Raw genomic sequence first — 24,948 nt, forward strand, 5'->3', positions numbered from 1 at the left:
CTAAAAACGATAGCCAAGAGAAACGCGCAAGCGGTTGTCCGAACGCTCTAAGAGGTAGGGAGAGGAGTCCATAACAAAGGAGCTGTCCTCTTGCACCTCAAAGACTAATGCGCCCTTCCTGTCGGCATAAAAGGCATGGACATAATCAAGGCGCACAAACCACTGACCGCGCATGGCATATTCAAGACCGCCACCAAAACGCACGCCATTAATCCAACGCTCGTTGATAGAGTCCTTGCGGACAAATAAGGTGTCAGCACCAACCCGATAATCGGCGCGCAAAGACCCCGTCCATTCAAGGCGCGTACGCTGCCATCCCCCCAACACATAGACAAGCCATGCGCCATCCTTATAACCAAAACGCACATCGGCGCCATAAAAATACGCGACCTCCTCTCGCGCCGTGGCATGCAAATCGGTGACATTGCGCATTCTAGGATTTGTGCCATCATCATCACGGACAATCACATTCATTGGTGGATTGCCGCGCACCCTGATGCTCGTCTCATCGATATGGGCATCATCAATGCCTATGACACCCTCCAGCGCGACATATAAACTATAAAAACTATAGGGAATGAACATCTCATAGCCTAAAAAACCACCACCACTGATAGCAATGTCACGCTCACCACTATCAAAGGCTTGACGAGAGAAAGAAAACGTCCCCGCAGGAAAAGACGACCCGCCATACGCCCCCACATACAGCCCATGGGGATAGAGCTGAGGCTGACGCGGCGGCAGAGTCCTCAACGGATTATCATCACGCCCCGTCCCGCCAGCGATACCATCGCCAGCAGCACACACCATCCACAGGGACAGCATCAACGCCACAGATTTTGTCATACAACCATATGTCATCACGAACATACCTCCATATCAATAAGATCCTTGTTCAAGTTCGAGCAACACACCACAGAAATCCCTAGGGTGCAAAAACGCCACCTGATAGTCATGAGCGCCCTTCTTAATGCCGTCTTTCCCCCCTAACACACGCAAACCCTCCCCCTCCACAGTCGCAACAGCATGGGAGACATCATCCACCGCCAAACAGAGATGGTGCAATCCTCCTTGCGGATGTTTCTCTAAAAAAGCACGTATGGGCGACTCCTCACCTAACGGATGAAGCAACTCTATCTTTGTATTCTCTAATTCCACAAATACGACTTGGACGCCATGGTCGGGATACTCTTGAATGTCCGACACACGCGCCCCTAAGACATGGCGATAACGCCGACGCGCCTCTTGTAGGTCTGGAACAACGACCGCCACATGGTTGAGATTCTTTATCATGACACACCCTTATACTCTCATAATGCTCACATCGATCACAGGATTCAAGCGATTCTGCTTCTTGATAATCTTGCTCAGCGCCTCTCGTAAAAGATTCCTCAAGAGAACATCATGGCTGCGCGCCGACCCATCGATAGCATCATACGCGCGTTCCACCTTGTGACGCCATTGCGCCATATGTTTCTCGTTATCACCCTCATGATACCACATGGTAGGCGCATGAAACACAATATCGTCACGCAAACGCCCCTCGTCATCCACCGCCACAACCATATGCACAAAGGCTCTCTCGAAGAGAGATTGCTTGTGCGCCACCGTCTTGCTGTCCAACATGACAAGAGAACCACCATAAACACCCCGCCGCCCATAGGGAACAGAGCCTATCACCTCCGCCTTCTCCTTCGAGAGACAGACAACAGAGCCATTCCTCACATGCGACGATGGCGTCTTATAGCCTTTCTCCTCAGCAAATTCTTTATGGGCTAATAAATGGCGGTCCTCGCCATGCACAGGCACGATAAAGCGAGGCGACACAACGTCATACATCGCCGCTAAATCACAGCGCGGAGGATGGCCTGACACATGGACGAATCGACTCTCACTATCCACCATGTGGATGCCTTGAGCACGAAAACGATTGTAAATATCACCAACAGCCTTCTCGTTACCCGGAATGACTCGAGAAGAAAAGACAACGACATCGCCTTCCTCTAGCCTCACCTTGTCATGGCCGCCATAGGCAAGACGACTCATGACAGCCCGCGGCTCCCCTTGAGAGCCCGTGCAGATATAGACGACCATGCCACGCTCCATCCTCGCCCCTTCCTCTTCGCCCAAGAACATGATGTCCTCGATGCTCTTATGCCTCAGCGCCGCTTGGTGATAACGATACATGGAACGTCCCACAAGCACAGGATGGCGCTTATTAGACAAAGCCGCCTTGGCAATACTCTCGATACGGGTGATGTTGGACGCAAAGCACGTGAAAATGATACGCCTGCCTTCATACTCCTTTATCAAAGAGACAAACGCCTCACGCAAACCCGCTTCCGTGCCATGATGCTTCTCTTCAAAAACATTGGTCGAATCACACATGAGGGCAAGAATGCCCCCATCCTTGTCCGCCACGCGACGAAGCGCCTGCTGACTCTCCTTTGGCGCTTTGAGCGGCTCACTATCAAAATACCAGTCACCGCTATGAATCATCCGACCATAGTCTGTCTCTATCATCAAGGCGCAACTCTGAGGAATGGAATGATTAACCCCTATCATCTGCACACGGAAATCCTCAACGGAAAAACGCTGTCCCGCCTCTACAACATTGAGTCCACCCTTCCTATACAAGCCCGCATCCTTCAACTTACGCTCAATCAATGTGGCGGTCAGAGGATTCGCCCACAGGCGAGGACGCCCTAACATATCCCATACATAAGGAATAGCGCCAATATGGTCTTCATGCCCATGTGTCAACACAAAACCAAGCAAAGAGTCCTTATGAGGCAATAACACATCCAACTGAGGCACGATGACATCAATGCCCAGTGTCCGCCCATCACCAAATGTGACCCCTAAATCAACGCCTAACCATTTCCCCTTATAGCCATATAACGCGCAATTCATGCCTATTTCCCCCAACCCCCCTAAGGGAACAAAGAGCATACCCTTGTCATCAGGCGTTGGCAGTCTCGCATCAACCATCAGTATATCCTTTTACCACGCTATCCATCTGTCTTCTCTCTCTCATGTCTTTGTGTCTGTTTGCGCCTTATATAAATGACACAAACCTCTCAAGGTCAAATGGGCATCATAACGTTCTATGAGTCCAGAACACGCATGCGTCAAAAAATCGCCATAGCCCCCGCACCCCACAACAAGCAGGTCGGAATAATGCTGTCGCACGCGACGAAGAATGCCCTCTATCAACCCTATATACCCCCAATAGAGACCAGAACGCAAGGCATCCTCTGTATTCCTCCCAACCACAGGCGGCATGCCACACCCCTCGAAGGATACTGGCGACAAAAGCGCTGTGCTTCCCACCAAGGCATGCATAGACACACCAAAGCCAGGGGCGATCGCGCCCCCTCGATAATGCCCCTCTCCATCGACAACATCAAACGTCGTCGCCGTGCCACAATCGATGGCAAGGGCGGGCAAACGCCCCGCCTCCACCAACGCCTTGGCATTGGCAAGGCGGTCAGCACCCACCATAGACGGATGGTCTACAGCCAAGACTGGAACACCCGCCATCTTATAGGACACATAACAAGGAAGACAACCCACATCATCACGACAAAAATCCGAGAGGGGACGCTCCACAGAGGGAACAACGCTGGCAATAATGACACCCTCTATATCACCCAACCCACAACCCACCGTCGATAAAAATCCTGTCATCATGACGCTATATTCGTCTTTCTGACACGCCTTACGCACAGACCAACGCCACGTCTTGACAAGAGCGCCATCCTCTCTGAAAAGACCACAATGGCCATCGCTGTTGCCGACATCAATGGCTAGAAACATCGTCCATCACACACGTTACGTCTCCACAAGCGCTGACGATACATGACGCACCTCGCTATTGCGCATACGCACACATAAACGACCATCAGAGGTTAGGCCTTCGAACATTCCTTCCACCTTTTCTCCATCCATATGCAACCGCACGAAGCCACCAAGGCGATAGGCATGACACAACCATTCCTGATAGACCATGTCGTGTGCTTCCTTCTCCTGCCAAAGACGATAACGTCGCCAGAAAAAAAGGGCAAACCGCTTAAAAACCTCTGCCTCCGTCGACATGATGCCACAAGCATACAACGATGTCACACGCCTGAGAGGCGGCGCAAAACGGACATTCACCCCCACCCCCATGATGACCATAGAACGCCCTCGATACAAACCATGCTCTAAAAGAATACCCGCCAGCTTCTTGCCATCACATAACACATCATTCGGCCATTTGCACGACACGCGACGCCACCATGCGGGATGACGACACAATGACCGCAATGTCTCCATGAGAGCAAGGCTTGCCATAAAACTCAGTTGAGGATAATGCCGTTGCGACACAGAAGGCACAAGGACAAAAGAACAATGAAGATTCCCACGCCTCGATACCCATCGCTTGCCACGCCGACCACGCCCCGCCAGCTGCCTGTCCACTTTGATGACAAGCCCTTCGCCTTGCCCTCCTTCTCCTATAGGCCAGTGTAGACGCTGTCGCGCCACATCGTTACTGCTCCCCACACAACGTTTATGCATCACGCATAAATGCTTACCGCCATAGCCTAACCACCGCCAAAAGATGCCCATAACACAAGCGCCATATCCCAAAAAATACGCGGCACAAAAATAAATAAGAGCGTGAATAATACCGACAAAAAGATAACGACATTCCCCTCGACACTCTTCTCCCGATACACGCCATCACCCACCACAGGGTCCATATACATCACTTTGATGAACCGCAAATAATAGGCGGCGCTGATAACACTCATCAGCACAGCCCATACGACAAACCATCGATACCCCTCCATAATCGCTGGCACAAAAACGTATAATTTCCCAAAGAAACCCGCAAAAGGCGGAATGCCCGCCAAAGAAAACATGAAGAGCGCTAAAGCACACGCCACCCCCTTATGGGACACGCCTAACCCCGCTAAATCGTCTATCGTCTCAACCTCGCCCCTCTTCCTTAAAAGACTGAGCAATACCGCAAACACACCCAACATCGTGATGAAGTAAATCATCATATACACAAACACAGCCTCAAACCCATGCCCCGCCCACGCCACCGCCCCCACAAGAGCAAACCCCATCTGAGCAATCCCACTATAGGCAATGAAACGTTTGAGATTGCGCTGTCTTAAAGCCGCCAAACTCCCTATCGTCATGGATAAAACCGACAGCACAAGCACCATCGTCTCGCCCACCACCAAGAATTGACTCATAGCCACCGCCAGCAAGCGTAAAAACACAAACACCGCCACAAGCTTCGACACCGTCGACATCAACGCCACCACCCCCATGCTCGCCCCCTGATAGACATCCGGCGCCCACATATGAAAAGGAACAGCTGTCATCTTAAAGGCCATAGCCGACAAGACCATCACGCATGCCACATAAAACGCCACCAACGCATAAGGCTGTGATGAAAGCGACTCAGACCATTGGGATATATCCCCATAAAATAAAGAGCCGCTCAGCCCATACATGACACTCGCGCCATATAAAAAGATAAGAGACGCAAGCCCCCCTAAAATGAAAAACTTCATGGCTGCCTCCACCGCTATCACCGACCGATGCCTGATAGCGACCAACACATACAGACAAAGAGCCTGCAACTCCATAGCAAGGTAAAGAAGCAAGATGTTCGATGACGACACCATGAGCATCATGGCGGTGCTCATCAATAAAATAATGACATGGTGTTCTATCTCATAAGACCACGTCCTGCGGTCAGCATGATGGGATAAAATCAATAAGAGAGTCGTCCCCATCAACACAATGGAGCGCGCCGACTGAGCGAAGACATCATGGATGAATAAACCGCCAAAAGGCTCTGGCGAGGATTTCTCATAGAGAAACACCAGCAATAATTGCGCGGTAATCATCGCCAACAGGACATATCCATGGGCACTCGCCTTGGAAAAAGATGAAAACAACGCCCCTTGCAACAACAACAGAAGCGCCGTCGCCACAAGAACCAATTCGGGAAGAAGAGCAAGATAGTCGGCAACAGGAAACACGTCACCCCCCCTGCCTTATGACAGACGCCCTATCAAATAAGGGCGTGAACGCTGAGACAGCCTCTTGCACCAGCTCTAAATAGAGCAAGGGATAGACGCCTAACCCCACAATAAGCAACGTCCACATCCACAAGACACACGCATCGATAAGAGCAACCTTCGACAACCCCATACATTGAGGCGTCACCTCACCGAAAAACACACGGCGATAAAACGCCAGCATATACATAGCTGATAACACGACACCGCTTGCCGCCAGCGCCGCCCATAACCAATGCGCCTCCCACACGCCATGCAACGTCATGAACTCGCCAATGAAACCGCTCGTCCCCGGTAAACCAACAGACCCCAACGTATAGACCATCATCATCACGCCAAATAACGGCATCACCTTTGCCACGCCGCCATACACAGAAAACGCTCGGCTGTGCGTCTGCTCGTAGAGAAGACCTATCCCCATAAACAAGGCGGCCGAAATGACACCATGACTGACCATCTGCATGAGCGCCCCTTGCATGCCCTGCTCAGTGAAAGAAAAAATACCCAGTGTCACATAGCCCATGTGGGCGATAGACGCATAAGCAATCAAACGTTTCATATCTGTCTGTTGCCACGCCACAAGAGACGTGTAGATGATCGCGATAATACTCAAAACATACATCATCGGCGCGAAATAGAGACTCGCATCGGGAAAGAGAGGAAGAGACAGGCGCATAAAACCATAAGCGCCCAGCTTCAGCAAAATCCCGGCCAAAAGCATAGAGCCAGCTGCTGGTGCTTCCACATGGGCTAAAGGCAACCAACTATGGACAGGCCACATAGGCAATTTCACCGCAAATGACGCAAAAAAAGCGAGCCATAAACCATATTGCAACGACTCAGGAACGCCAGCCCGACCAATAAGGATCATATCTGTCGTCCCTATCTCCTGATAGAGCACAAGAATGGCCACAAAAAATAAGAGCGAACCCGTCAACGTATACAGAAAAAACTTAAACGTGGCATAAATCCTCCTCTCGCCACCCCATATGCCAATGATAAAAAACATAGGCACTAACACAGCCTCGAAAAAAATGTAGAAAGGGATTAAATCCAAAGAAAGCAACGCCCCCGTTGTGAAACTCTCTAACACCATAAAGGCCACTAAATACTCCTTCACGCGATATGTCATCGCCCGACTGGCAAGCAATGACGCCCACGTCAAAAAAGATGTGAGGACAACAAGCCCCAGAGAAATCCCATCCACACCCACATGATAGCCAATGGAAAAAGGCGCAAACCACTCGAGAGTCTCGACAAATTGATAGCCTGCTTGCGAAGAGTCAAAAGCATAGGCAAGGACACAACTGAGCCCAAGATGCGCTGTCGCCCCCCACAAGGCTAAAAAGCGCGTGTTCGAAGCGACACGCGCCTCCCGCCCGCGAACAAGGATGATGAAGAGCGCCGTCACCAAAGGCAGAAAAATCAATACCGACAGAATGGGAAAATCAACGAATGTCATCGTCTCAACATATTACGGCGCAAAAGAAAAAAGAGACCATTCCGCCCCAAGCCATAACAGGAAGGACAACACGCCCCCCACCATCACAAAGGCATAAATATACAAACGCCCGCTATGGCTCAACGCCACCCACCGCGCCATATGACGCACACGCACAGCGACACCATCAGGACCAAAGGCATCGATAATATCCCGCTCGACGGTCGTCATGCACTCGTAAGCCCATGCGCGCACGACACGCACAACAGCGACATCGTAGAGCTTATCCATCCCCCACCCCTGAGTCAACAGGCTATGACACCAAGACGCCACAGGCATGCGCTGTAAAAACGCCATGAAACGGGGAAGAAAGCCATAAAACAGAACGGCAAGAGACATCATGGCGATGCTCAACACCACAGGCATCATAAGCCATGCGTGAGGCGCTTGCTCTGCACGCTGTCCTATCTGCTCGTGATTGTCAAAGAGCGCCCCTCGCCAAAAAACAGACGCCTGCTCACCAACGAACCACGCCTTACCAACTGCCCCAAGAATGAGCGCAAACAGCGCTAACACCGCCATCGGGACAAGCATGACAGGATGGGCGTCATGAGGCGGGGACATCCCCGAGTCGCCCACCTTTGTCGACGCATGAGGGCTATGAAACGTCATCATCATCATGCGTGTCGCATAAAATGCCGTCAGCATGGCAGCACAAAGGCAACAGAGAAACGCCATCTCGGCAATGTCGCCATGCCCTCCCCACCCTATCTCGATAATATATTCCTTCGAATAAAAACCCGACAAGAAAGGAATTCCCGTGAGCGCGCAACAGCCTATCCACATCATAACGCATGTCAGGGGCATCTCTCCCCCCAAATGTCCCATCTTCCGCATGTCTTGCTCGTGGCGCATATGGTGAATGACAGAGCCCGCCCCCAAGAACAGCAGTGCCTTGAAGAACGCATGGGTGATCAGGTGAAACATGGCCGCCCCCCATGCCGTCAATCCCAATGCCACGACCATATATCCCAACTGAGAGCATGTGGACCATGCGATGACGCGTTTCATATCATATTGCGTCACCGCCGCGGCAGACGCAAGGAGCGCCGTGACACTCCCAACAACGACCATCACATCCAACACAAGAGGCGACTGGACAAAAACAGGGGAAAGACGCGCCACCATGAAAATCCCCGCTGTCACCATCGTCGCCGCATGGATAAGAGCAGAAACAGGCGTAGGCCCCTCCATCGCATCAGCGAGCCACACATGGAGACCCCATTGCGCCGATTTCGCCATCGCGCCAATAAACAACAATAAAGCGCCTATGGTGAGGGGGTCAATCCCATAGCCTTGCCACACAAACAACGTGTCACTGTCGCCCGTCGATAGAGAGGACAACGCATCGATATCCACGCTCCCATAAGACACAGCAAACAACACAATCCCTAATAAAAAACTCCAATCACCAAGACGATTCACAACAAAGGCCTTAATAGCCGCCTGATTCGCCTTCTGACGATGATAGTCATAGCCTATGAGAAGGTAAGAACATAAGCCGACACCCTCCCAACCAAAAAACAACTGAAGCATATTGTCTGCTGAGACCAACATCTGCATGGCGAAGGTGAATAACGCCATATAGGCAAAAAAGCGCAGTCTTGTCTTGTCCTCGTCCATATAACGAAGAGCATAAATATGTATCAACGTGGCGATGAATGACACCATCGCCAACATCGCCACGGACAACCCATCGATACGCAGACGCCACAACACATCGAGGTCAGCCGAACGAAACCAACGCCATAAAGGCACATGGTGAACGGCTGTACTGTCTTGGTGGAAAAGAATAAAGAGAAGAACACCAGCCACAGCCGAGAAGGCAAGCATCACACAGATGAACAGAGGCACAATGTCATGACAGAATGACGCGCCCCGCCCGTTCTCTCTAAAGCGACACATCCCATAGGCGCACAAGGCGAGAAGAGACGCCACCATAGGCGCAAAAACCGTCACAAGAGCAAGGAACGCCCCATAATGTGCCATGATTATCCTCCTCTCATGAGTCGTCTCTCATGCGCCTTCTCTGGCGCCTTCTCTGGCGCCTTCTCTGGCGCCTTCTCTGGCGCCTTCTCTGGCGCCTTCTCTGGTGTCAGCGCCAATGGTCGTCTCGTCATCCTTGACATGGTCCATAGCATCCACATCGACATAACGTGGATTTAAACGAAAAAGAGCGACAACGAGCGCTAAACCAATGGCCGCTTCCGCCGCCGCAACCGTCAAAATGAAAATCCCCGCCACATGCCCAAAAATGTCGGCCCTGTTGTAAGAAAAGACAGCAAAATTCATGATGACCGCCAACATAGAGAGCTCCAGACACAACAGCATGAAAATGACTTGACGGCGATTCACAACAATCCCCCACACGCCAATAATAAACAGCATGGTGGACACAATAAGGTAATGCTCTGTCCCAATAACATAAGGATACATTGTCACGTCGCCCCTGAACCCGTCTTCACATGGACAAGGCGCACTTTACGCGCCTCTGACGCTTGTGCCACAAGGTCTTGCCTCTTGATATGCTGGGCTTGGCGCTCACGCCCCGTCTGACTCTCCCCATGACTCCCCCCCCGAGTCCCCCCATGAGTCCCCCCTTGAGTCCCCCCCTGAGTCCATGTGAGGAGAATAGCGCCCACCATAGCAATAAGCAAAATAAGCCCCGCCAGCTGAAACAGAGGCATATAGGTCGTGTAGAGAATCAACCCTAGGGATTCGGTATTGGTCGTCTCAACGAGAGGCGCGGTGAAGGCATGGCGTTCGCCTTGGGACGCGCTCACAGCAGCAAACAACACCAACGTCACAAGCAACACCACCGCTAACACCACCGCTAACGGCATAAAGGCATAACGTCGCCGATGCTGTGTCTCAGCACCCGCCCCGACAACCATCACCATAAAGAGAAAGAGAACAGCGATCGCCCCCACATAGACAATGACGAGAAGAACGGCAAGAAACTCGGCGCGCAACAAAATAAAAAGGCCCGCCACGTTGAAAAAAACCATGATGAGCGATAACACGCTGATAACAGGCTGGCGCGCAAGGACAACCACCACCGACGACACAATGGCAACACACGCCATGACATGAAAAAAGAGGCTCTCCACCATGCTCCTTGCCCCTAGCGATAACGCGCCTCATGGGCAAGACGCCTAGCAATCTGGCTCTCCCACCTATCGCCATTGGCTAAAAGACGCGCCTTGTCGTAAATAAGCTCCTCCCGTGTCTCCACCGCATACTCAAAATTAGGCCCCTCCACAATCGCATCCACAGGACATGACTCCTCACATAACCCACAATAAATACACTTCGTCATATCAATATCGTAGCGTGTCGTCCGCCTCGAGCCATCCTCATGCTCACATGCCTCTATGGTGATGGCTTGTGCTGGACACACCGCCTCACAGAGCTTACAGGCAATGCAACGTTCCTCCCCCGACGGATAGCGACGCAAGGCATGCTCCCCGCGAAAACGAGGCGATAGCGCCCCCTTCTCATAGGGATAGTTCAACGTCACCTTAGGACGCACCATATAACGCAACGTCAACGCCATCCCCTTGAGCATATCCAATAAGAAAAAGGCATAGAGCCTATACCACAGAGAACGCCACATGACAAAAACCTCTATAACACGCCAAACGTCACCAAAGACGCCACAACGACAAGCCACAATAACGACAAGGGAAGAAACACCTGCCACCCTAAACGCATCAGCTGGTCATAACGATAACGGGGAAAACTCGCACGCACCCACAAAAAAATAAACAACAGAAAGACAAGCTTGAGGATAAACCACACAGGACCGGGAATAAACGACAACATATCATGGGCGAAAGGAGGATACCAACCACCTAAAAAAAGGAGTGTCGTCATGGCAGACATCAGCATCATATTGGCATATTCACCCATGAAAAAGAGCCCAAACCCCATGCCACTATATTCCACATGGTAGCCCGACACCAACTCGGCTTCCGCCTCTGGTAAATCAAAAGGCGCTCGATTCGTCTCAGCCAAGACAGAAATGAAAAAAACAATCATCATCGGAAAAAGAGGCACAGCAAACCACATCTCCCTCTGCGCCTCGACAATGTCCGACAAATTGAGACTCCTGCCAAGCAATAACACGCTCACGAGCACAAAACCGATGGCGACTTCATAGGAAATCATCTGCGCCGCTGAACGCAACGCCCCTAAGAGAGCATAACGCGACCCACTGGCCCAACCCGCCACCATGACACCATAAACACCCAATGAAGACACCGCTAAAACATACAAAACCCCCACATTGATGTCAGCAAGAACAACGCCATTCCCCACAGGAATGACAGCCCACGCCAACAAAGCAAGACCAAAGGTGAGAATGGGCGCAAGAAGAAATAACCCCTTGTGAGCCCCCGTAGGAATGATCGTCTCCTTCGTAAACATCTTAATGCCATCGGCAAGGGGTTGCAACAACCCAAAAGGACCGACAACATTGGGCCCTTTACGCAATTGCATCGCCCCTAGGACTTTCCGTTCATACCATGTGAGCAACGCCACAGACAATAACAGGACAACCACAGCCCCAAGAGCAAAGGCAACGACCAGCGCCAATTCAAGAAACAACGCCATTGTCTCCCTCTCCTTGACGCCCGTCTTTATATCCCCCCAATTGGTCGATACACTGCCCCATCGTCGATGAGGCGCGGGCGATGATATTCGTATGGTAGTAATTCTCGATAGGCGTATCGAATGGCACATCCTCGTCCATAGGCTTGAGAACTGGCGCGCTCGTTCCCGTTCCCGTTCCCGCGCCATCGCCATGCCCATGCTGAGGCGTCTGCCCTCTCTCCCTATAGATACGCCCGACTCTCTCGGCAAAGGCGGGATGGTGCGCGGCGATGGCGTTGCGTAAAGACGCCTTATCGTCATAGCGGTGAGGCAGTGACAGCTGACTCGCAAGGGCTGTGATGGTCTCCCACTCTTCACAGGCATCGCCCAGAGGCATCACCGCTGGCGAGGTGCGTTGCAGGCGTCCCTCCATATTCATATACCATGCGTCCTTCTCACTATAGGCTGGCGCTGGCAAAATGACATCGGCATGCTGCGCGCCACGCTCGCCATGATGTCCCTGATAGACAACGAAAGGCTTCTCTAATGCTTGGGGACGTATATCATCGACACCCAAGAGCCACAGCATATCCACAGCGCCACGGGTTGCCTTGTCTTCGATGACGGCCCGCGACCATCCGCCTTGTGACGGCATAAAGCCCAAATCCATCCCTCCCACAGACGACGCCCATAAGGGAAGAACATTGACGCCATCCCACCCGTCCCTCACCGCAGATACCGCATGGGCAAGCGCCATGACATGCGCCCATATCGCCTCGCTGTCTGGACGCATCAACGCCCCCATACCCACAATGAGCATGGGACGAGAACATGCCTTGAGCGCTTGGCGAACAGGGTGGCGTTCATCTTCCACCATCGAACGTAACGCTGTCGGACCATCGCCCACATGGGTGCGCGGCCAACGCCCCTCCCGCACCATGCCAAGAGACCATCCCTCAAACCCGCCACGCAACCAACGCTGACGCAAACGCGCCTCGATGAGAGTCGCCTCAAAACGCGGATATGCGCCAATCAATAAACACCCATCAGCATCGTCAATGCCCGCAATAGTCGTATTAAACACGTAATCGCGACGCCCCTGAGGTGAAGGCACAAAAGGCGGACGACAATCCCTATGGGGACATCCCACATCATCCAAGAAACGCTTCAAGGCAAATAAAGACTCGCAACATGCTAAATCGCCCGCCAAAGTCGCCATGCGCGACGGCTTTGTCTTCTTCACCTTGTCCGCCACCGCCTGCAAGGCCGTCTCCCTCTGGACAACGCGTAAGACACCCTTGCCATCACGCACCCAATGCCTATCCAATCTCTGATTCCTGAGCCCATCATAAGAAAAACGCACCTTGTCGGAAATCCATTCCTCGTTGATCGCCGAACATGGGCGCGGAAGAACGCGCATGACTTCTTGTCCCCTCGAATCCAAACGAATATGACTGCCCACAGCATCCATCACATCGATACTCTCTGTCTTCTTTAACTCCCACGAACGCGCCCGAAAGGCATAGGGTTTTGATGTCAATGCCCCCACGGGACATAAATCGATCATGTTGCCCGACAATTCAGACGTCAGCGCCAGACGCACATATGTGCCAATTTCCGCATTCTCACCCCGCCCCAACGTGCCTAAATCCTCGACGCCCGCGATATCTGTGGCAAAACGCACACAACGGGTGCAATGAATACAGCGCGTCATAGAACTCTTGATGAGAGGACCAAAAGACTTCTCAGGCACAGCACGTTTATGCTCAGGGAAACGGCTATGAAAACGCCCATACATCATCGCTTGGTCTTGAAGGTCACACTCGCCACCCTGGTCACAAATGGGACAATCTAAAGGGTGATTAATCAACAAGAACTCCATGACGCCATGGCGGGCTTTCTTCACGACATCACTCTCCGTGAGAATGTCCATGCCGTCCGACACTGGCATGGCACATGACGCCACAGGTTTTGGCACATCACCCAACTGGACAAGGCACATACGACAATTGCCAGCAATGGCAAGGCGCTCATGATAGCAAAAATGGGGAATCTCTATGCCCTGTTGCTGGCATGCTTGAAAAATGGTGATGCCATCCTCCACCTGATATTGCCGTCTATTGATTAAGATACGCGCCATGTGTCCTATCCTCTTATCCTGCTCGTACGATGGAGATCATGCTGAGTGTTTTGCAAGAGAGGCTTTTTCCCTATGCGCCTTCTTCAGACGTTGCTCAATCATAGGACGAAAATGGCGTAGCAACCCCTGAATAGGCCACGCCGCCGCCTCACCAAAAGCGCATATGGTGTGGCCTTCCACTTGATGAGTCACAGACTCCAATAAGTCCACATCGGCAAGGGACGCTTCGCCCGTCACCAAACGCCCCATCGTGCGCATCATCCATCCCGTCCCCTCACGACATGGCGTGCATTGCCCGCATGACTCATTCTTGTAAAAGATAGAGAGCTGGGCGATGGCGTCGACAATGTCGGTGCTCTTGTCCATGACGATGACGGCAGCAGTCCCTAAACCAGAATGATGCTCCTTGAGCGAATCGAAATCCATACGCACATCGGCACATATGTCGGCTGGCAACAACGGCACGGACGCACCGCCCGGTATCACCGCAAGCAAATTATCCCATCCTCCACGAACACCGCCGGCATAATGCTCTATCAATGTGCGTAAGGGAATACCCATCTCCTCCTCGAAAACACAAGGCTTCTCCACATGGCCACTGAGACAAAAGATTTTTGTCCCCGTATTGTTCTTACGGCCAAGGGAAGCAAACCAAGACGCCCCACGCCTGATAATCGCTGGCACAACAGCAATGGTCTCTACGTTATTGATTGTCGTGGGACAACCATATAACCCTACCGCTGCTGGAAAAGGTGGCTTGAGACGCGGCATGCCACGCCTTCCTTCTAAACTCTCAAGAAGAGCTGTCTCCTCACCGCATATATAAGCCCCCGCCCCGCGATGAAGAACAATATCCAACGACTCACCTGTGCCACATGCATCCTTCCCTAAAAAACCTTGCCCGTAGCACTCGTCGATGGCCTCTTGGACGCGGCGGGCTTCCTCCACAAACTCCCCTCGAATGTAAATATAGACGACACGCGCCAAGAGCGCCCTTGCCGATAAGACACAGCCCTCGAGCAACGTGTGAGGCTCGTAGCGCATAATATCCCTATCCTTGCACGTCCCCGGCTCCCCTTCATCGGCATTGATAACAAGATAATGGGGACGAACGCCACGCTCCTTTGGCATAAACGACCATTTCATCCCTGTGGGAAAGCCCGCCCCGCCGCGCCCACGCAATCCCGATTCCTTGATACGCTCGATAAGCGCGTGAGGCGGTATCGCCATCAACGAGGCAATATCCTTCCAAGCGCCACGCTGACGCGCCGCCGCTAAACGCCAATCACTTGCGCCATCGAGATTGGTGAAAATCCTATTGTCCTTTTTGAGCATCGTCCTCACCCTTGTTCAGCGACGCCACAAGACGCGCCATCGCCTCTTCATCCATCTTCGCCTTATACGCCCCATCAATCGTCACAACAGGCGCATCAACGCATGCCCCTAAACACTCCTGCTCTAACAGATAGATCGTGCCATCTTGACTGAGCCCTTGATGTCCCTTGACACAGAGCATAGCGCGGCACGCTTCCATCAGCTGTCGACTGCCACCCAACCAACAGGGAAGAGACATGCACACGCCAAGACAATGCTTCGGCATGGGAGAGAGATGAAACATGGTATGGAAACTCGCCACTTCATAAACCCGTATGGGCGCAAGCCCAAGAACATGCGCAACCCTCTCCATCGCCAATGGCGGAAGCCACCCGCCACTATGGTCTTGGGCATAATGTAAGAGGGGAAGAAGCATGCTCTGGGCGCCATGGGGCGGATAGTGCGGCATAAGAGCGTTCTTCTGCTCTTCTAACTGGGCGACATCCACAAGCACAGGGGTGTCAGACGCCACGGACTCTCGGCGCACATCTTGGCTGGCCTTTTTCTTCATCGGTCGATCTCTCCAAACACGACATCAAGACTCCCTAGGATGGCGGACACATCGGCAAGAAAATGCCCACGCGACATCTCGTCCAACGCCTGTAAAAAGGCAAAACTGGGCGCGCGGATTTTGCAACGATAAGGACGATTGCTCCCATCGGCAATGAGATAGACGCCAAACTCTCCCTTCGGCGCTTCCACAGCGGCATAAATCTCACCCGCTGGCACATGGTAACCCTCGCTGTATAATTTAAAGTGATGGATGAGCGCTTCCATAGATTTTTTCATATCTTCCCGTCGCGGCGGCGCAATCTTGCCATCCTGTGTCATGACAGGACCAGACGGCATCTGTTGCAGGCATTGCTCGATAATGCGCACACTCTGATACATCTCCGCCACCCTCACCAAATAGCGGTCATAGCAATCACCTTTCTCACCCACAGGGATGTCGAAATCAACCTTATCATAAACGTCATAAGGCTGTGACTTCCGCAAATCCCACACGACACCCGATGCGCGCAAACATGGCCCCGTAAACCCCCACTTGATGGCATCATCAGCGCTCATGAGCCCAATATCAACACTCCGCTGACGAAAAATGCGATTGTCGTTCAGCAACCCCTCGAGGTCACGCAAGGCTTTAGGAAAACGCTTGATGAAAAGCTCAATATCCCCTTGTAACCCCTCTGGCATATCACGGGCAACGCCACCGGGACGAAAATAAGCCGCATGCATCCTCGAACCTGAAACGCGCTCGTAAAACTCCATGAGGACTTCACGCTCCTCGAACATCCACAAAAAAGGCGTGATCGCGCCGATATCTAACGCATAGGTCGTGATATTCAACCCATGGTTCAACAGACGCGTGATCTCACTGAATAAGACACGTATATACTGGGCGCGTAAAGGCACGTGAATGTCTAACAAGCGCTCTACAGCCAACGCCCATACATGCTCCTGACACATGGGCGACACATAGTCGAGACGGTCAAAATAAGGCAACGCCTGAAGATACGTCTTATGTTCAATGAGCTTCTCTGTCCCCCGATGCAACAACCCAATATGGGGGTCGGCGCGCTCCACAACTTCCCCATCAAGCTGCAAGACCAAACGCAACACGCCATGAGCCGCCGGATGCTGGGGGCCAAAATTCAAACAATAAGACGACTCACCCATCAAAATCATCCTTATGTCGCCCTGCCTCGCCTTCCCACGGACTCAAAAAATCAAAGTCGCGATAGGCTTGAGGAAGACGCGTCGGTTCATACACCACCTTCTTTTGCTCCTCGTCATAACGCACCTCCACATATCCGCTCAAAGGAAAGTCTTTACGCAAAGGATGACCCTCAAAATCATAGTCGGTCAAGAGACGTCTCAAGTCAGCATGGGAAGAAAATAAAATGCCAAACATATCCCACGTCTCTCGTTCATACCAAGACGCACAAGGAAACACACCACCAATGCTGGGGATCGTGCCATCTTCATCCACAGATACTTTAACCCGCACACGCACATTCTGTATCACGCTCAATAAGTGATAGACAACATCAAAACGCGGATTGCGCCCTGGATAATCCACACCACATATGTCAATGAGCTGCTCGAAACAACAGCTGGAATCATCACGCAAAAACGTCATGAAGACGGGAAGCTCCTCGTCAGCAACATGCAAGGTGAGCTCGCCACGATGGTGCTGCGCCTTCAACAAAATATGGGGAAAATTATCTTCCGCCCTCTGAATAATATCGTCAAAAACAGCTTTCATCGGTCGTATCGCCTACCCCGCCTTCGCCTGACGGCGTATCTTACGCTGAAGCACCATCAGCCCATACAGCAACGCTTCAGCCGTAGGCGGACAGCCCGGCACATAGACATCCACCGGCACAATCCTATCACATCCCCTCACAACAGAATAAGCGTAATGGTAATACCCACCACCATTGGCACAACTGCCCATAGAGAGAACCCAACGTGGCTCTGGCATCTGGTCGTAGACGCGCCGCAAGGCCGGCGCCATCTTGTTCGTCAACGTCCCCGCAACAATCATCACATCAGATTGACGCGGCGAAGGACGAAACACAATGCCAAACCTATCATAATCATAGCGACTGGCCGCTGATTGCATCATCTCAACCGCACAGCATGCAAGACCAAACGTCATCGGCCAGAGAGAGCCCGTCCGCGCCCACGCAATAATCTCGTCCAATTGCGCCACAACAAAACCCTTGTCGGTGAGCTCCCGTGATGGAATCCGCCCGTCCTTCGCATGCGACGGCGCATGCGCCACAAGAGGAGGACGCCTCGACCACGTCCCCCGCCTCTCTCCCTGAGAGTCCTTATGAGACTCCCCATGAGACAAAGAAGATAGTCGCCTCGTTTTAGCAAAAAACCCGTCCTTTGCTCCCCCGTCCTTTATTCCCCTGTCCTTTATTCCCATGTGAGCGCTCCCTTCTTCCATTCATAAATGAATCCCACCGTCAACACAGCAAGAAACACCATCATCGAGACAAAACCAAACAACCCAATCTCCTCCAGGACAATCGCCCATGGAAAGAGAAAGGCTATCTCTAAATCAAAAATGATAAAGAGGATCGCCACAAGATAGAAACGCACGTTGAAAACACCCCGCGCATCATCAAAAGGCTCGAATCCGCATTCATAAGGCGCATTCTTGTCCTTGTCGGGCTTCTGCGCACCCACGACATACGTCCCCACCATGACAAAAACGGCAAGGGCAAACACAATGACCATGAGAATAAAAACAGGGAGATAGTCGACAGCAATGGCGGGCATATCACATCACCTTATCAAGACGAGAGAGTCGTCCTCTCTCCCCGCATAGAGAGAACAGATTTTGTATAACACATCTTGGCGTTCTTCACCCATAGATATTGAGACATACCACCCCACCATCAATATATGTGTCGAAAAACAGGCAAGAGAGCACATCTCCCCATGCGCCATATGCTCCATGCGCTATTGTTCTTTTTCATGTCTTCCCTCCATCAGCTGTCCTCCCTTTTCTGTGGCGGGAGTGACGGGGCTCGAACCCGCGACCTCTGGCGTGACAGGCCAGCGCTCTAACCAACTGAGCTACACCCCCAACCATGCCCTCTCTCCTAGATAACAAACCCACAGCGATAATAGCAATAACTCTTTTCCGTCTCCCCTCGTCACGATGTTCATACGTCTGCCATGACTCATGGTGTGCTGTGGGGCTCTTCACGGGCGATACGATAATGGATGGGAATGGTAATGTCTATGGATGTTTTCGTCCATGAAGAAGGAAACGGCATGAAAGGGGCGGCATCAAGCACGGCTTGACGGGCGGCATCGGCAAAGAGGGAAGACACCTCGTCGACAAGCTCCATATGAAGGATATGTCCGTTCTGCCCAATGGTGAGACGTATCGTTATCGAGCCTTCCATATGGCGACGCAACGCCGCCCTTGGGTAAATTTTATGGCGGTCGATGGCGCGATAAATCCCTGTGAGATAGTTTTCCTCTCGTTTTTTCTGTTGTCTGGATTGCGCTAGGCTCGAACGAGGACTCTGTTCCTGTGGCGTTATGTCTTGGCGTTCCAGTCCTTGCGTTGGACGCTGACGTGGGGGAGGCGGTGAGAGCACCCTCATGGATACTGCCATGGCGTAGGGACGTTGCGCCTCCAATGGGATAGGCGCTTGATGCGCCTTGATGAAAAAGGGAACAAGCACCATGCCATGAACAATGACGGACAGCATACATCCATAGACGACATGCCTGAGGCTCAACAAAGCGCCCATATGATAAAGGGAGGACTGAGACATGATCCTACGGCGAGGAGACGGGAAGAGGCGGCGTTTGCGCCGTGCGAGACAACACAAGAAAGAGGCGGCTGGGGACGTCGTCTTCTGTCGTCTGCATAAAAGAAAGAATCTTATGCAAGACGCCGCTGGGCGCATGCCCATCCACAGCAAGAACAATCCTTCCCTGCTTCACGCTGGCAATGTCTTGCCTCAGCGACTCCTTCACATCCTGCCATGGCATAAAGGGGCGGTCAGCCACACGGATATGTCCCGCCTTATTCACGTAGAGCGTCATATCCTCCTCCGTGCCGATGAAGGTGGGACGCTCGAAGGGCGATACGGGAATATCAACATCATCGATACGCCCACGTATATGCCCGCTCACAATAAAAAACATGAGAAGCAAAAAAACAATGTTCACAAGAGGAATAAGGTCAAGACGCACCGACATCATGGCTCGCTGTGGAGAGGTTCTCTGTTCCCTCATGTCACGGCGCTGATGGCGGTTGTGATAAGGTCATGCGCACATGGCGCGCACCCGCCTTCTCAAGAATATCCATGAGACTCACGGTGTCCTGCACATGCGTCTCGTTCGCTGTCTCGACATGAAAGCGTGTGTCGGGATTCTGTGCCACATGGCGACGGACAACGTCATCGGCTTGCTGTGACGTGTGCAACACGCCATCATAAAACAGACGCCCTTGTTCATCCAAAACAAAGGTGATAGCGTCCTGCGCGCCACTCTGCCCTGTCTTTTCTGCTGACTCCACATAGAGCATGCTCTCCTCGCTAAAAACACTTGCCACCATAAAGAAAATAAGAAGAAGAAAGACAATATCCACAAGCGCTGCCAAGCCTATAGGACGCGCCTTCCTCAACATGGCATACAGAGCGCCATCACCCCCAGCGCCTTTGCCATTGCCTCCATAGACCATGGACATGTCCCTCTCTTAGGACACTGACGACAAGAGGACGCGCATGGACGCCACACAATCACCCATGCGTACCATGGTGCGCTCCACGATGGCTTGCAAGAGGTGAAAAAATCCTAAGGCAGGTAAAGCCACCATCAATCCCGCCGCCGTCGTCAAGAGAGCCGTCCAAATACCACCAGCAAAAATGGACGGGTCCGCCTGAACACCAACACGCTCAAGGGCGCTAAATGCCTCGATCATCCCTATCACCGTGCCAAGCAAACCCACAAGAGGCGACAACTGGGCGATGACATCCAAGAGGGGAATATAGGCATTGAGACGATGTAACTGACTATGCATGCTCTGCTGGACTGTCGCATCCCGCATGTCCGCCTCCATCCCCTTCATATGCCCCTCTACCATCACCCCTAAAACGCTCGCAACAGGGTGAGGAGAACGACGAAGACGCGCAAGAGCAGAAGGCACGTCACCCCGCTCCAATGCCGCCATCGCATCGTCAAAAAAAACCATATGCCGTAACCCCATAGACCAAAAATGCAACAATTTCATAAACACAATGGCCATGGCCATGAACGATAAAAAACCAAGCACATACAAAATGACACCCCCTCTCTGCCATAATTCAACAATGTCACCCATAGTCGTCTGTCTTTATTAGATGTCTCTCTATGTCCTGATGGCACAAGCACCCCATCCTAACAGGGACACACCGCCTATGTCTATGGAGCAAACGCCTTAGGCTCTCTAGGCTCTCGTTAAAAATAAATAAACATTTTATTAAAAGACGACACAAACCATAGCGACCACACTCTCTTCACGCAACCGATTATATGACCAGGATATACGGAAATTATCATGTCTTATCAATCCCCCATGACCCAAACGGCAGATTTTTTCGACATGCCTCTCCCTGCTGAGGACCCGTCGGCGTTCCTCTCATCATTTCGAGAGACGTGGCATGATATTTGCAAGACGATGGCACACCATGATATTCTTGCGTCCTCTGAGGAGGAGAGCCAGAGAGCGGGACACGCGACAACACAGCATATGATCCATGCCTCTGAGGAAGCATTGCTCTATCCTTTATCCCTACGCCACATCATCGAGGACGAAGCGATGATAGTGAGCGATGCCCGAGAACGTATTTATCGCGCTTTTCGCCAAAGTTTTTCCTTTGGCGCGGCGCGCTACCGCCACCATCTGAGGACTCTGCTGAAGGATAAGGGACGCTCGATAACGTTCAACAATGCGCGCCAGATCACCCGTGACTTCGACACGAAAATGCACGCCATCCAAAAAACCTTCGAAAGCCACGTGAAAGATATTGTGTGCTATTCAGAAGACCATCCCATCCACCCACGGGCAACCCAAACCCTCAGCGGCCAAGAGATTATCCATGCCTATGAACATTATAAAATCTCCATGAGCGTCATACAGAGACTCCTCTCACAGATAGAAGACGCCTCCTAAGAAACAACAGCCTCCCTGTGTTTGAACGGGCTCTATAGAAGACGGGTAAATGAATAAACCCTAAACCACGTGCGACGCTCCCTGTGTTTGAACGGGCTCTATAGAGACGATACATCACATGGATAACTTTCAGGGGTGCGACGCTCCCTGTGTTTGAACGGGCTCTATAGAGGTATGGCAGTAGATAAGACAGGACTAGAAGTGCGACGCTCCCTGTGTTTGAACGGGCTCTATAGAGTTGCTCCCGCCAAACGTCCTGTTTGCAGGACGTCAAGGGCTTCCTTCTCTTGCGAGAAGTGGCTCACGCCGAGCCGTAGGATATTTCTGGCGGCGTTTTCATCTCGGTCGATGGTCAGTCCACACACATGACAATGGTGTGTCCTCTCATCTAACGATTTTTCTACAACCGCCCCACATCCCGAGCATTTTTGGGATGTGCCTCTTGGGTCAACCTGCACAAAATGCTTACCAGCTTCTTCCGCTTTGTAAGCAACTTTTCCTATGAAGGCAGCCCATCCCTTATCATGGATTGATTTCGCCAAGCGGTGATTTCTTGCCATATTGGCTATCCTCAGGTCCTCAAAAACAAGAAGGTCAAATCTCTTCACGAATTCCCTTGCGAGTTTATGATGAAAATCCTTGCGCTGATGGCTCACTTTGCTATGCCATTTCTGCACGGCGCGCAAGGCGCGTCGCCACCGACATGTGCCCCTTTTGGCGGCGGAGAGCGCTTGCTGTTTTCTTGCCAGCGTCTTCTCTGCCTCGCGATACCAGTTCGGACTATCAAACGACTCGCCTTTATCTGTCATCACGAAGCTCTTAATCCCCACATCACACCCCACGGCATGTTTTACCTCACCCTTAGGCATAGGGGTAGGCGCGTCACCGATACATGCTCTCACAAACAGGCGATAGCCTTTAGGCGTATGCTTGATGGTGCAGTCACAAAGTGTTGCGTCCTCTGGCATGATATTATGGCGCGCCATGTTCGTTCTCATACCCCCTCGCACGCCTTTCACAAAAAGACGTCCTTCCTTTAGCCTATAGCTTTCGGTTATCTCGATGGATTTCCAGCGCCGCCATCCCTTAAAACGAGGGAAACCCGGCGTCTGCCCCGCCTTCACCCGACGAAAAAACCCCTTGAGAGCCTTGTTCACCCGCGCCAATGCCCCTCGTTGCATTGTCACAGACATCCACGCACAAGCACAATCCTTGTCTTGCCTTATCTCTGTGAGGCTCTTATTTTGGTCATAGAGGGTGATGGTCTTGCCTGTCTTGCGATAGCACTCTATCCGCTCCTGCAAGGCGGCGTTATATAAATCGCGCGTGAAATTGAAAAAGGCGCGCAACACTTTCGCCTGCTTTTTCGTAGGATAGAGCCTGTATTCATACGTGCGATGCATCGCCGTTGTTTCCGCGTCTGTTTCCATGTCGCGCTCCTGCCGTGTCCCCCACCCATAATGACTCGACACAAAGCCTAAGGACGCATAAAGGATATGTCAAACATCTTGCGTAAAAAATTATTATCCCTTTCTGGAAAAAAGGACACGTAGAGGACATCAACCTTCCTCTGCACGTTACGACTTCCTTCCTATCCTATGCCCGTTCCTCCTTCCTATGGCAAGATTACAGGCTATGAACGAGACATCCGTGTCCAATCGGACAACGGCAACCTTGCCTTTCAACCATCAAAACGAACAACAAAAGGGACGTTTGTCGCCTTGCGACGCTTCTTCGGACGCAAAATCTCCTTCGTCACCCATGGATTGACAAAAAAGGGACGCAAGCCAACCCTCCCCCCACGCTCCCAAAGTGCCATATCACCAAAAAAACTCCTCTCCCCCCACGATAGCCGAGTCGCTATCTCTCACCAACTGACACACCATTTTCGACGCGCCATCGACCAACACAGACGCGCCATCGAACAGTGGAGCGACGATACAAAGAACTTGAAGAAACATGCCGCAAAAGCACTCCCAAAAGGCATATCAAAAGACCAACTCGACCAGTGGCACGACACCACCGAAACCCTGCGAAGAGAGGTGTTGAAAGAAAACTCGACAAAGACATTCGACCAGCATGCGCAAAAATTAAACGACGCCCTAGACGACACCATCAAGAGTCACCTCCTGCAAATTAACCCTGACACAGGCGATGTCTCGCGCAAATCCCTCAAAGGCAGACAGATGTACGACGTCTATCAGCAATTTACACACTCCCTCGCTATCCTCGACTCCGTCGCCCAGAATATCCAAAAATCGCTCAACATACCATCACGCCAATTACCTAAACCGCCCCAAGATTATGTCAGCCCACGTTCCCTGAAAGACGGCGGATATGAAGACAGAAGCAGCTGGGTTGACGATAACAAGGACTATGTCCCTCTCAATCCCGCCACACGCAACCGAAAGGCACAGACAACAGATTACGAACCCCTCACACCCCGTATCCTCGACCAGCAAGCAACGTCCCAAGGGAACGCCTCCGCCACGACTGAACGTAAGAGTGACAAGAGCTAGCACTCAGATAGAGAGCAAGCGCAACAACAAGGATACGCCATCAA

At 52.0% G+C, this 24,948-nt stretch carries 25 protein-coding genes, 1 tRNA gene, 2 pseudogenes and 1 CRISPR repeat array; of the genes and pseudogenes, 2 read left to right on the forward strand and 26 right to left on the reverse strand.

The annotated features are described in order from the left end of the window. From GDA54_00275 to GDA54_00390, 24 genes are all read right to left on the reverse strand, one after another. Nucleotides 1–846, reverse strand: a complete 846-nt coding sequence (locus tag GDA54_00275; GenBank protein ID MBC6496752.1) for an outer membrane beta-barrel protein — start codon at nt 844–846, stop codon at nt 1–3. Nucleotides 847–879: 33 nt separating this feature from the next. After that, nucleotides 880–1,293, reverse strand: a complete 414-nt coding sequence (gene mce / locus GDA54_00280) for a methylmalonyl-CoA epimerase (GenBank protein ID MBC6496753.1) — start codon at nt 1,291–1,293, stop codon at nt 880–882. Between the two features lie 9 nt (nt 1,294–1,302). Next, the gene (locus GDA54_00285) at nt 1,303–2,991 is read right to left on the reverse strand and encodes a ribonuclease J (protein MBC6496754.1); all 1,689 of its coding nucleotides are present in this window, start codon (nt 2,989–2,991) and stop codon (nt 1,303–1,305) included. 42 nt (nt 2,992–3,033) lie between these two features. Beyond that, on the reverse strand, nt 3,034–3,819 hold the full coding sequence (locus tag GDA54_00290) for a type III pantothenate kinase (protein MBC6496755.1): 786 nt from the start codon (nt 3,817–3,819) through the stop codon (nt 3,034–3,036). Nucleotides 3,820–3,834: 15 nt separating this feature from the next. Then, complete coding sequence (locus GDA54_00295) at nt 3,835–4,611, reverse strand: biotin--[acetyl-CoA-carboxylase] ligase (GenBank protein MBC6496756.1); 777 nt, start codon at nt 4,609–4,611, stop codon at nt 3,835–3,837. Continuing rightward, complete coding sequence (locus tag GDA54_00300; GenBank protein ID MBC6496757.1) at nt 4,587–6,047, reverse strand: NADH-quinone oxidoreductase subunit N; 1,461 nt, start codon at nt 6,045–6,047, stop codon at nt 4,587–4,589. The genes GDA54_00295 and GDA54_00300 overlap by 25 nt, the downstream gene beginning before the upstream one ends. Before the next feature lies 1 nt (nt 6,048). Beyond that, nucleotides 6,049–7,548 carry an NADH-quinone oxidoreductase subunit M gene (locus tag GDA54_00305; GenBank protein ID MBC6496758.1) on the reverse strand — a complete coding sequence of 500 codons (1,500 nt, stop codon included), beginning with the start codon at nt 7,546–7,548 and terminating at the stop codon, nt 6,049–6,051. 12 nt (nt 7,549–7,560) lie between these two features. Further along, nucleotides 7,561–9,576 carry an NADH-quinone oxidoreductase subunit L gene (gene nuoL / locus GDA54_00310; protein ID MBC6496759.1) on the reverse strand — a complete coding sequence of 672 codons (2,016 nt, stop codon included), beginning with the start codon at nt 9,574–9,576 and terminating at the stop codon, nt 7,561–7,563. Nucleotides 9,577–9,603: 27 nt separating this feature from the next. After that, nucleotides 9,604–10,023 carry an NADH-quinone oxidoreductase subunit NuoK gene (nuoK, locus tag GDA54_00315; protein MBC6496760.1) on the reverse strand — a complete coding sequence of 140 codons (420 nt, stop codon included), beginning with the start codon at nt 10,021–10,023 and terminating at the stop codon, nt 9,604–9,606. A 2-nt stretch (nt 10,024–10,025) separates the two neighbouring features. Continuing rightward, nucleotides 10,026–10,700, reverse strand: coding sequence for an NADH-quinone oxidoreductase subunit J (locus GDA54_00320; protein ID MBC6496761.1), 675 nt, complete (start codon nt 10,698–10,700; stop codon nt 10,026–10,028). An 11-nt stretch (nt 10,701–10,711) separates the two neighbouring features. Next, nucleotides 10,712–11,203: an NADH-quinone oxidoreductase subunit NuoI gene (nuoI, locus tag GDA54_00325; protein ID MBC6496762.1), complete on the reverse strand. Its 492-nt coding sequence runs from the start codon at nt 11,201–11,203 to the stop codon at nt 10,712–10,714. Nucleotides 11,204–11,214: 11 nt separating this feature from the next. Next, the gene (gene nuoH / locus GDA54_00330) at nt 11,215–12,201 is read right to left on the reverse strand and encodes an NADH-quinone oxidoreductase subunit NuoH (protein ID MBC6496763.1); all 987 of its coding nucleotides are present in this window, start codon (nt 12,199–12,201) and stop codon (nt 11,215–11,217) included. Further along, nucleotides 12,185–14,320, reverse strand: coding sequence for an NADH-quinone oxidoreductase subunit G (locus GDA54_00335; GenBank protein MBC6496764.1), 2,136 nt, complete (start codon nt 14,318–14,320; stop codon nt 12,185–12,187). The genes nuoH and GDA54_00335 overlap by 17 nt, the downstream gene beginning before the upstream one ends. A gap of 36 nt (nt 14,321–14,356) precedes the next feature. Next, the gene (gene nuoF / locus GDA54_00340; GenBank protein MBC6496765.1) at nt 14,357–15,655 is read right to left on the reverse strand and encodes an NADH-quinone oxidoreductase subunit NuoF; all 1,299 of its coding nucleotides are present in this window, start codon (nt 15,653–15,655) and stop codon (nt 14,357–14,359) included. Further along, complete coding sequence (locus GDA54_00345; protein MBC6496766.1) at nt 15,636–16,205, reverse strand: NAD(P)H-dependent oxidoreductase subunit E; 570 nt, start codon at nt 16,203–16,205, stop codon at nt 15,636–15,638. Before GDA54_00345 ends, nuoF begins: the two co-directional genes overlap by 20 nt. After that, on the reverse strand, nt 16,202–17,371 hold the full coding sequence (locus GDA54_00350) for an NADH-quinone oxidoreductase subunit D (GenBank protein MBC6496767.1): 1,170 nt from the start codon (nt 17,369–17,371) through the stop codon (nt 16,202–16,204). Before GDA54_00350 ends, GDA54_00345 begins: the two co-directional genes overlap by 4 nt. Next, nucleotides 17,364–17,960 (reverse strand): NADH-quinone oxidoreductase subunit C, encoded by a 597-nt coding sequence (locus GDA54_00355; protein ID MBC6496768.1) that lies wholly within the window; start codon nt 17,958–17,960, stop codon nt 17,364–17,366. Before GDA54_00355 ends, GDA54_00350 begins: the two co-directional genes overlap by 8 nt. A 12-nt stretch (nt 17,961–17,972) precedes the next feature. Beyond that, nucleotides 17,973–18,446: an NADH-quinone oxidoreductase subunit B gene (locus GDA54_00360; protein MBC6496769.1), complete on the reverse strand. Its 474-nt coding sequence runs from the start codon at nt 18,444–18,446 to the stop codon at nt 17,973–17,975. Between the two features lie 176 nt (nt 18,447–18,622). Then, the gene (locus tag GDA54_00365; protein MBC6496770.1) at nt 18,623–18,988 is read right to left on the reverse strand and encodes an NADH-quinone oxidoreductase subunit A; all 366 of its coding nucleotides are present in this window, start codon (nt 18,986–18,988) and stop codon (nt 18,623–18,625) included. A 233-nt stretch (nt 18,989–19,221) separates the two neighbouring features. Next, nucleotides 19,222–19,298 (reverse strand) — tRNA-Asp (locus GDA54_00370). Between the two features lie 97 nt (nt 19,299–19,395). Beyond that, nucleotides 19,396–20,001: an energy transducer TonB gene (locus tag GDA54_00375; GenBank protein MBC6496771.1), complete on the reverse strand. Its 606-nt coding sequence runs from the start codon at nt 19,999–20,001 to the stop codon at nt 19,396–19,398. 4 nt (nt 20,002–20,005) lie between these two features. Next, nucleotides 20,006–20,434 (reverse strand): biopolymer transporter ExbD, encoded by a 429-nt coding sequence (locus tag GDA54_00380; protein ID MBC6496772.1) that lies wholly within the window; start codon nt 20,432–20,434, stop codon nt 20,006–20,008. A 34-nt stretch (nt 20,435–20,468) separates the two neighbouring features. Continuing rightward, nucleotides 20,469–20,921 carry a biopolymer transporter ExbD gene (locus GDA54_00385; GenBank protein ID MBC6496773.1) on the reverse strand — a complete coding sequence of 151 codons (453 nt, stop codon included), beginning with the start codon at nt 20,919–20,921 and terminating at the stop codon, nt 20,469–20,471. A gap of 9 nt (nt 20,922–20,930) precedes the next feature. Beyond that, the gene (locus GDA54_00390; GenBank protein MBC6496774.1) at nt 20,931–21,554 is read right to left on the reverse strand and encodes a MotA/TolQ/ExbB proton channel family protein; all 624 of its coding nucleotides are present in this window, start codon (nt 21,552–21,554) and stop codon (nt 20,931–20,933) included. Between the two features lie 234 nt (nt 21,555–21,788). Here GDA54_00390 and GDA54_00395 point away from each other — a divergent pair, with 234 nt between their 5' ends. Further along, a complete protein-coding gene (locus tag GDA54_00395; GenBank protein ID MBC6496775.1) occupies nt 21,789–22,385 on the forward strand; it encodes a hypothetical protein in 597 nt (198 codons plus the stop codon). A 3-nt stretch (nt 22,386–22,388) separates the two neighbouring features. Then, a CRISPR array of direct repeats spans nt 22,389–22,623; the repeat unit is 37 nt; unit sequence GTGCGACGCTCCCTGTGTTTGAACGGGCTCTATAGAG. A 73-nt stretch (nt 22,624–22,696) separates the two neighbouring features. On the opposite strand, the pseudogene tnpB reads toward GDA54_00395, so the two are convergent. Both tnpB and GDA54_00405 read right to left on the reverse strand, forming a co-directional pair. After that, a pseudogene (gene tnpB / locus GDA54_00400) lies at nt 22,697–23,578 on the reverse strand (IS200/IS605 family element transposase accessory protein TnpB). A gap of 72 nt (nt 23,579–23,650) precedes the next feature. Then, nucleotides 23,651–23,815, reverse strand: a pseudogene (locus GDA54_00405) (helix-turn-helix domain-containing protein). A 168-nt stretch (nt 23,816–23,983) separates the two neighbouring features. On the opposite strand from GDA54_00405, the gene GDA54_00410 reads away from it, so the two are divergent. Beyond that, nucleotides 23,984–24,904 carry a hypothetical protein gene (locus tag GDA54_00410; GenBank protein MBC6496776.1) on the forward strand — a complete coding sequence of 307 codons (921 nt, stop codon included), beginning with the start codon at nt 23,984–23,986 and terminating at the stop codon, nt 24,902–24,904. Nucleotides 24,905–24,948 lie beyond the last annotated feature (44 nt).

The organism is Alphaproteobacteria bacterium GM7ARS4 (genome assembly GCA_014332745.1).
In the GTDB taxonomy this organism is placed as follows: Bacteria; Pseudomonadota; Alphaproteobacteria; order GM7ARS4; family GM7ARS4; genus GM7ARS4.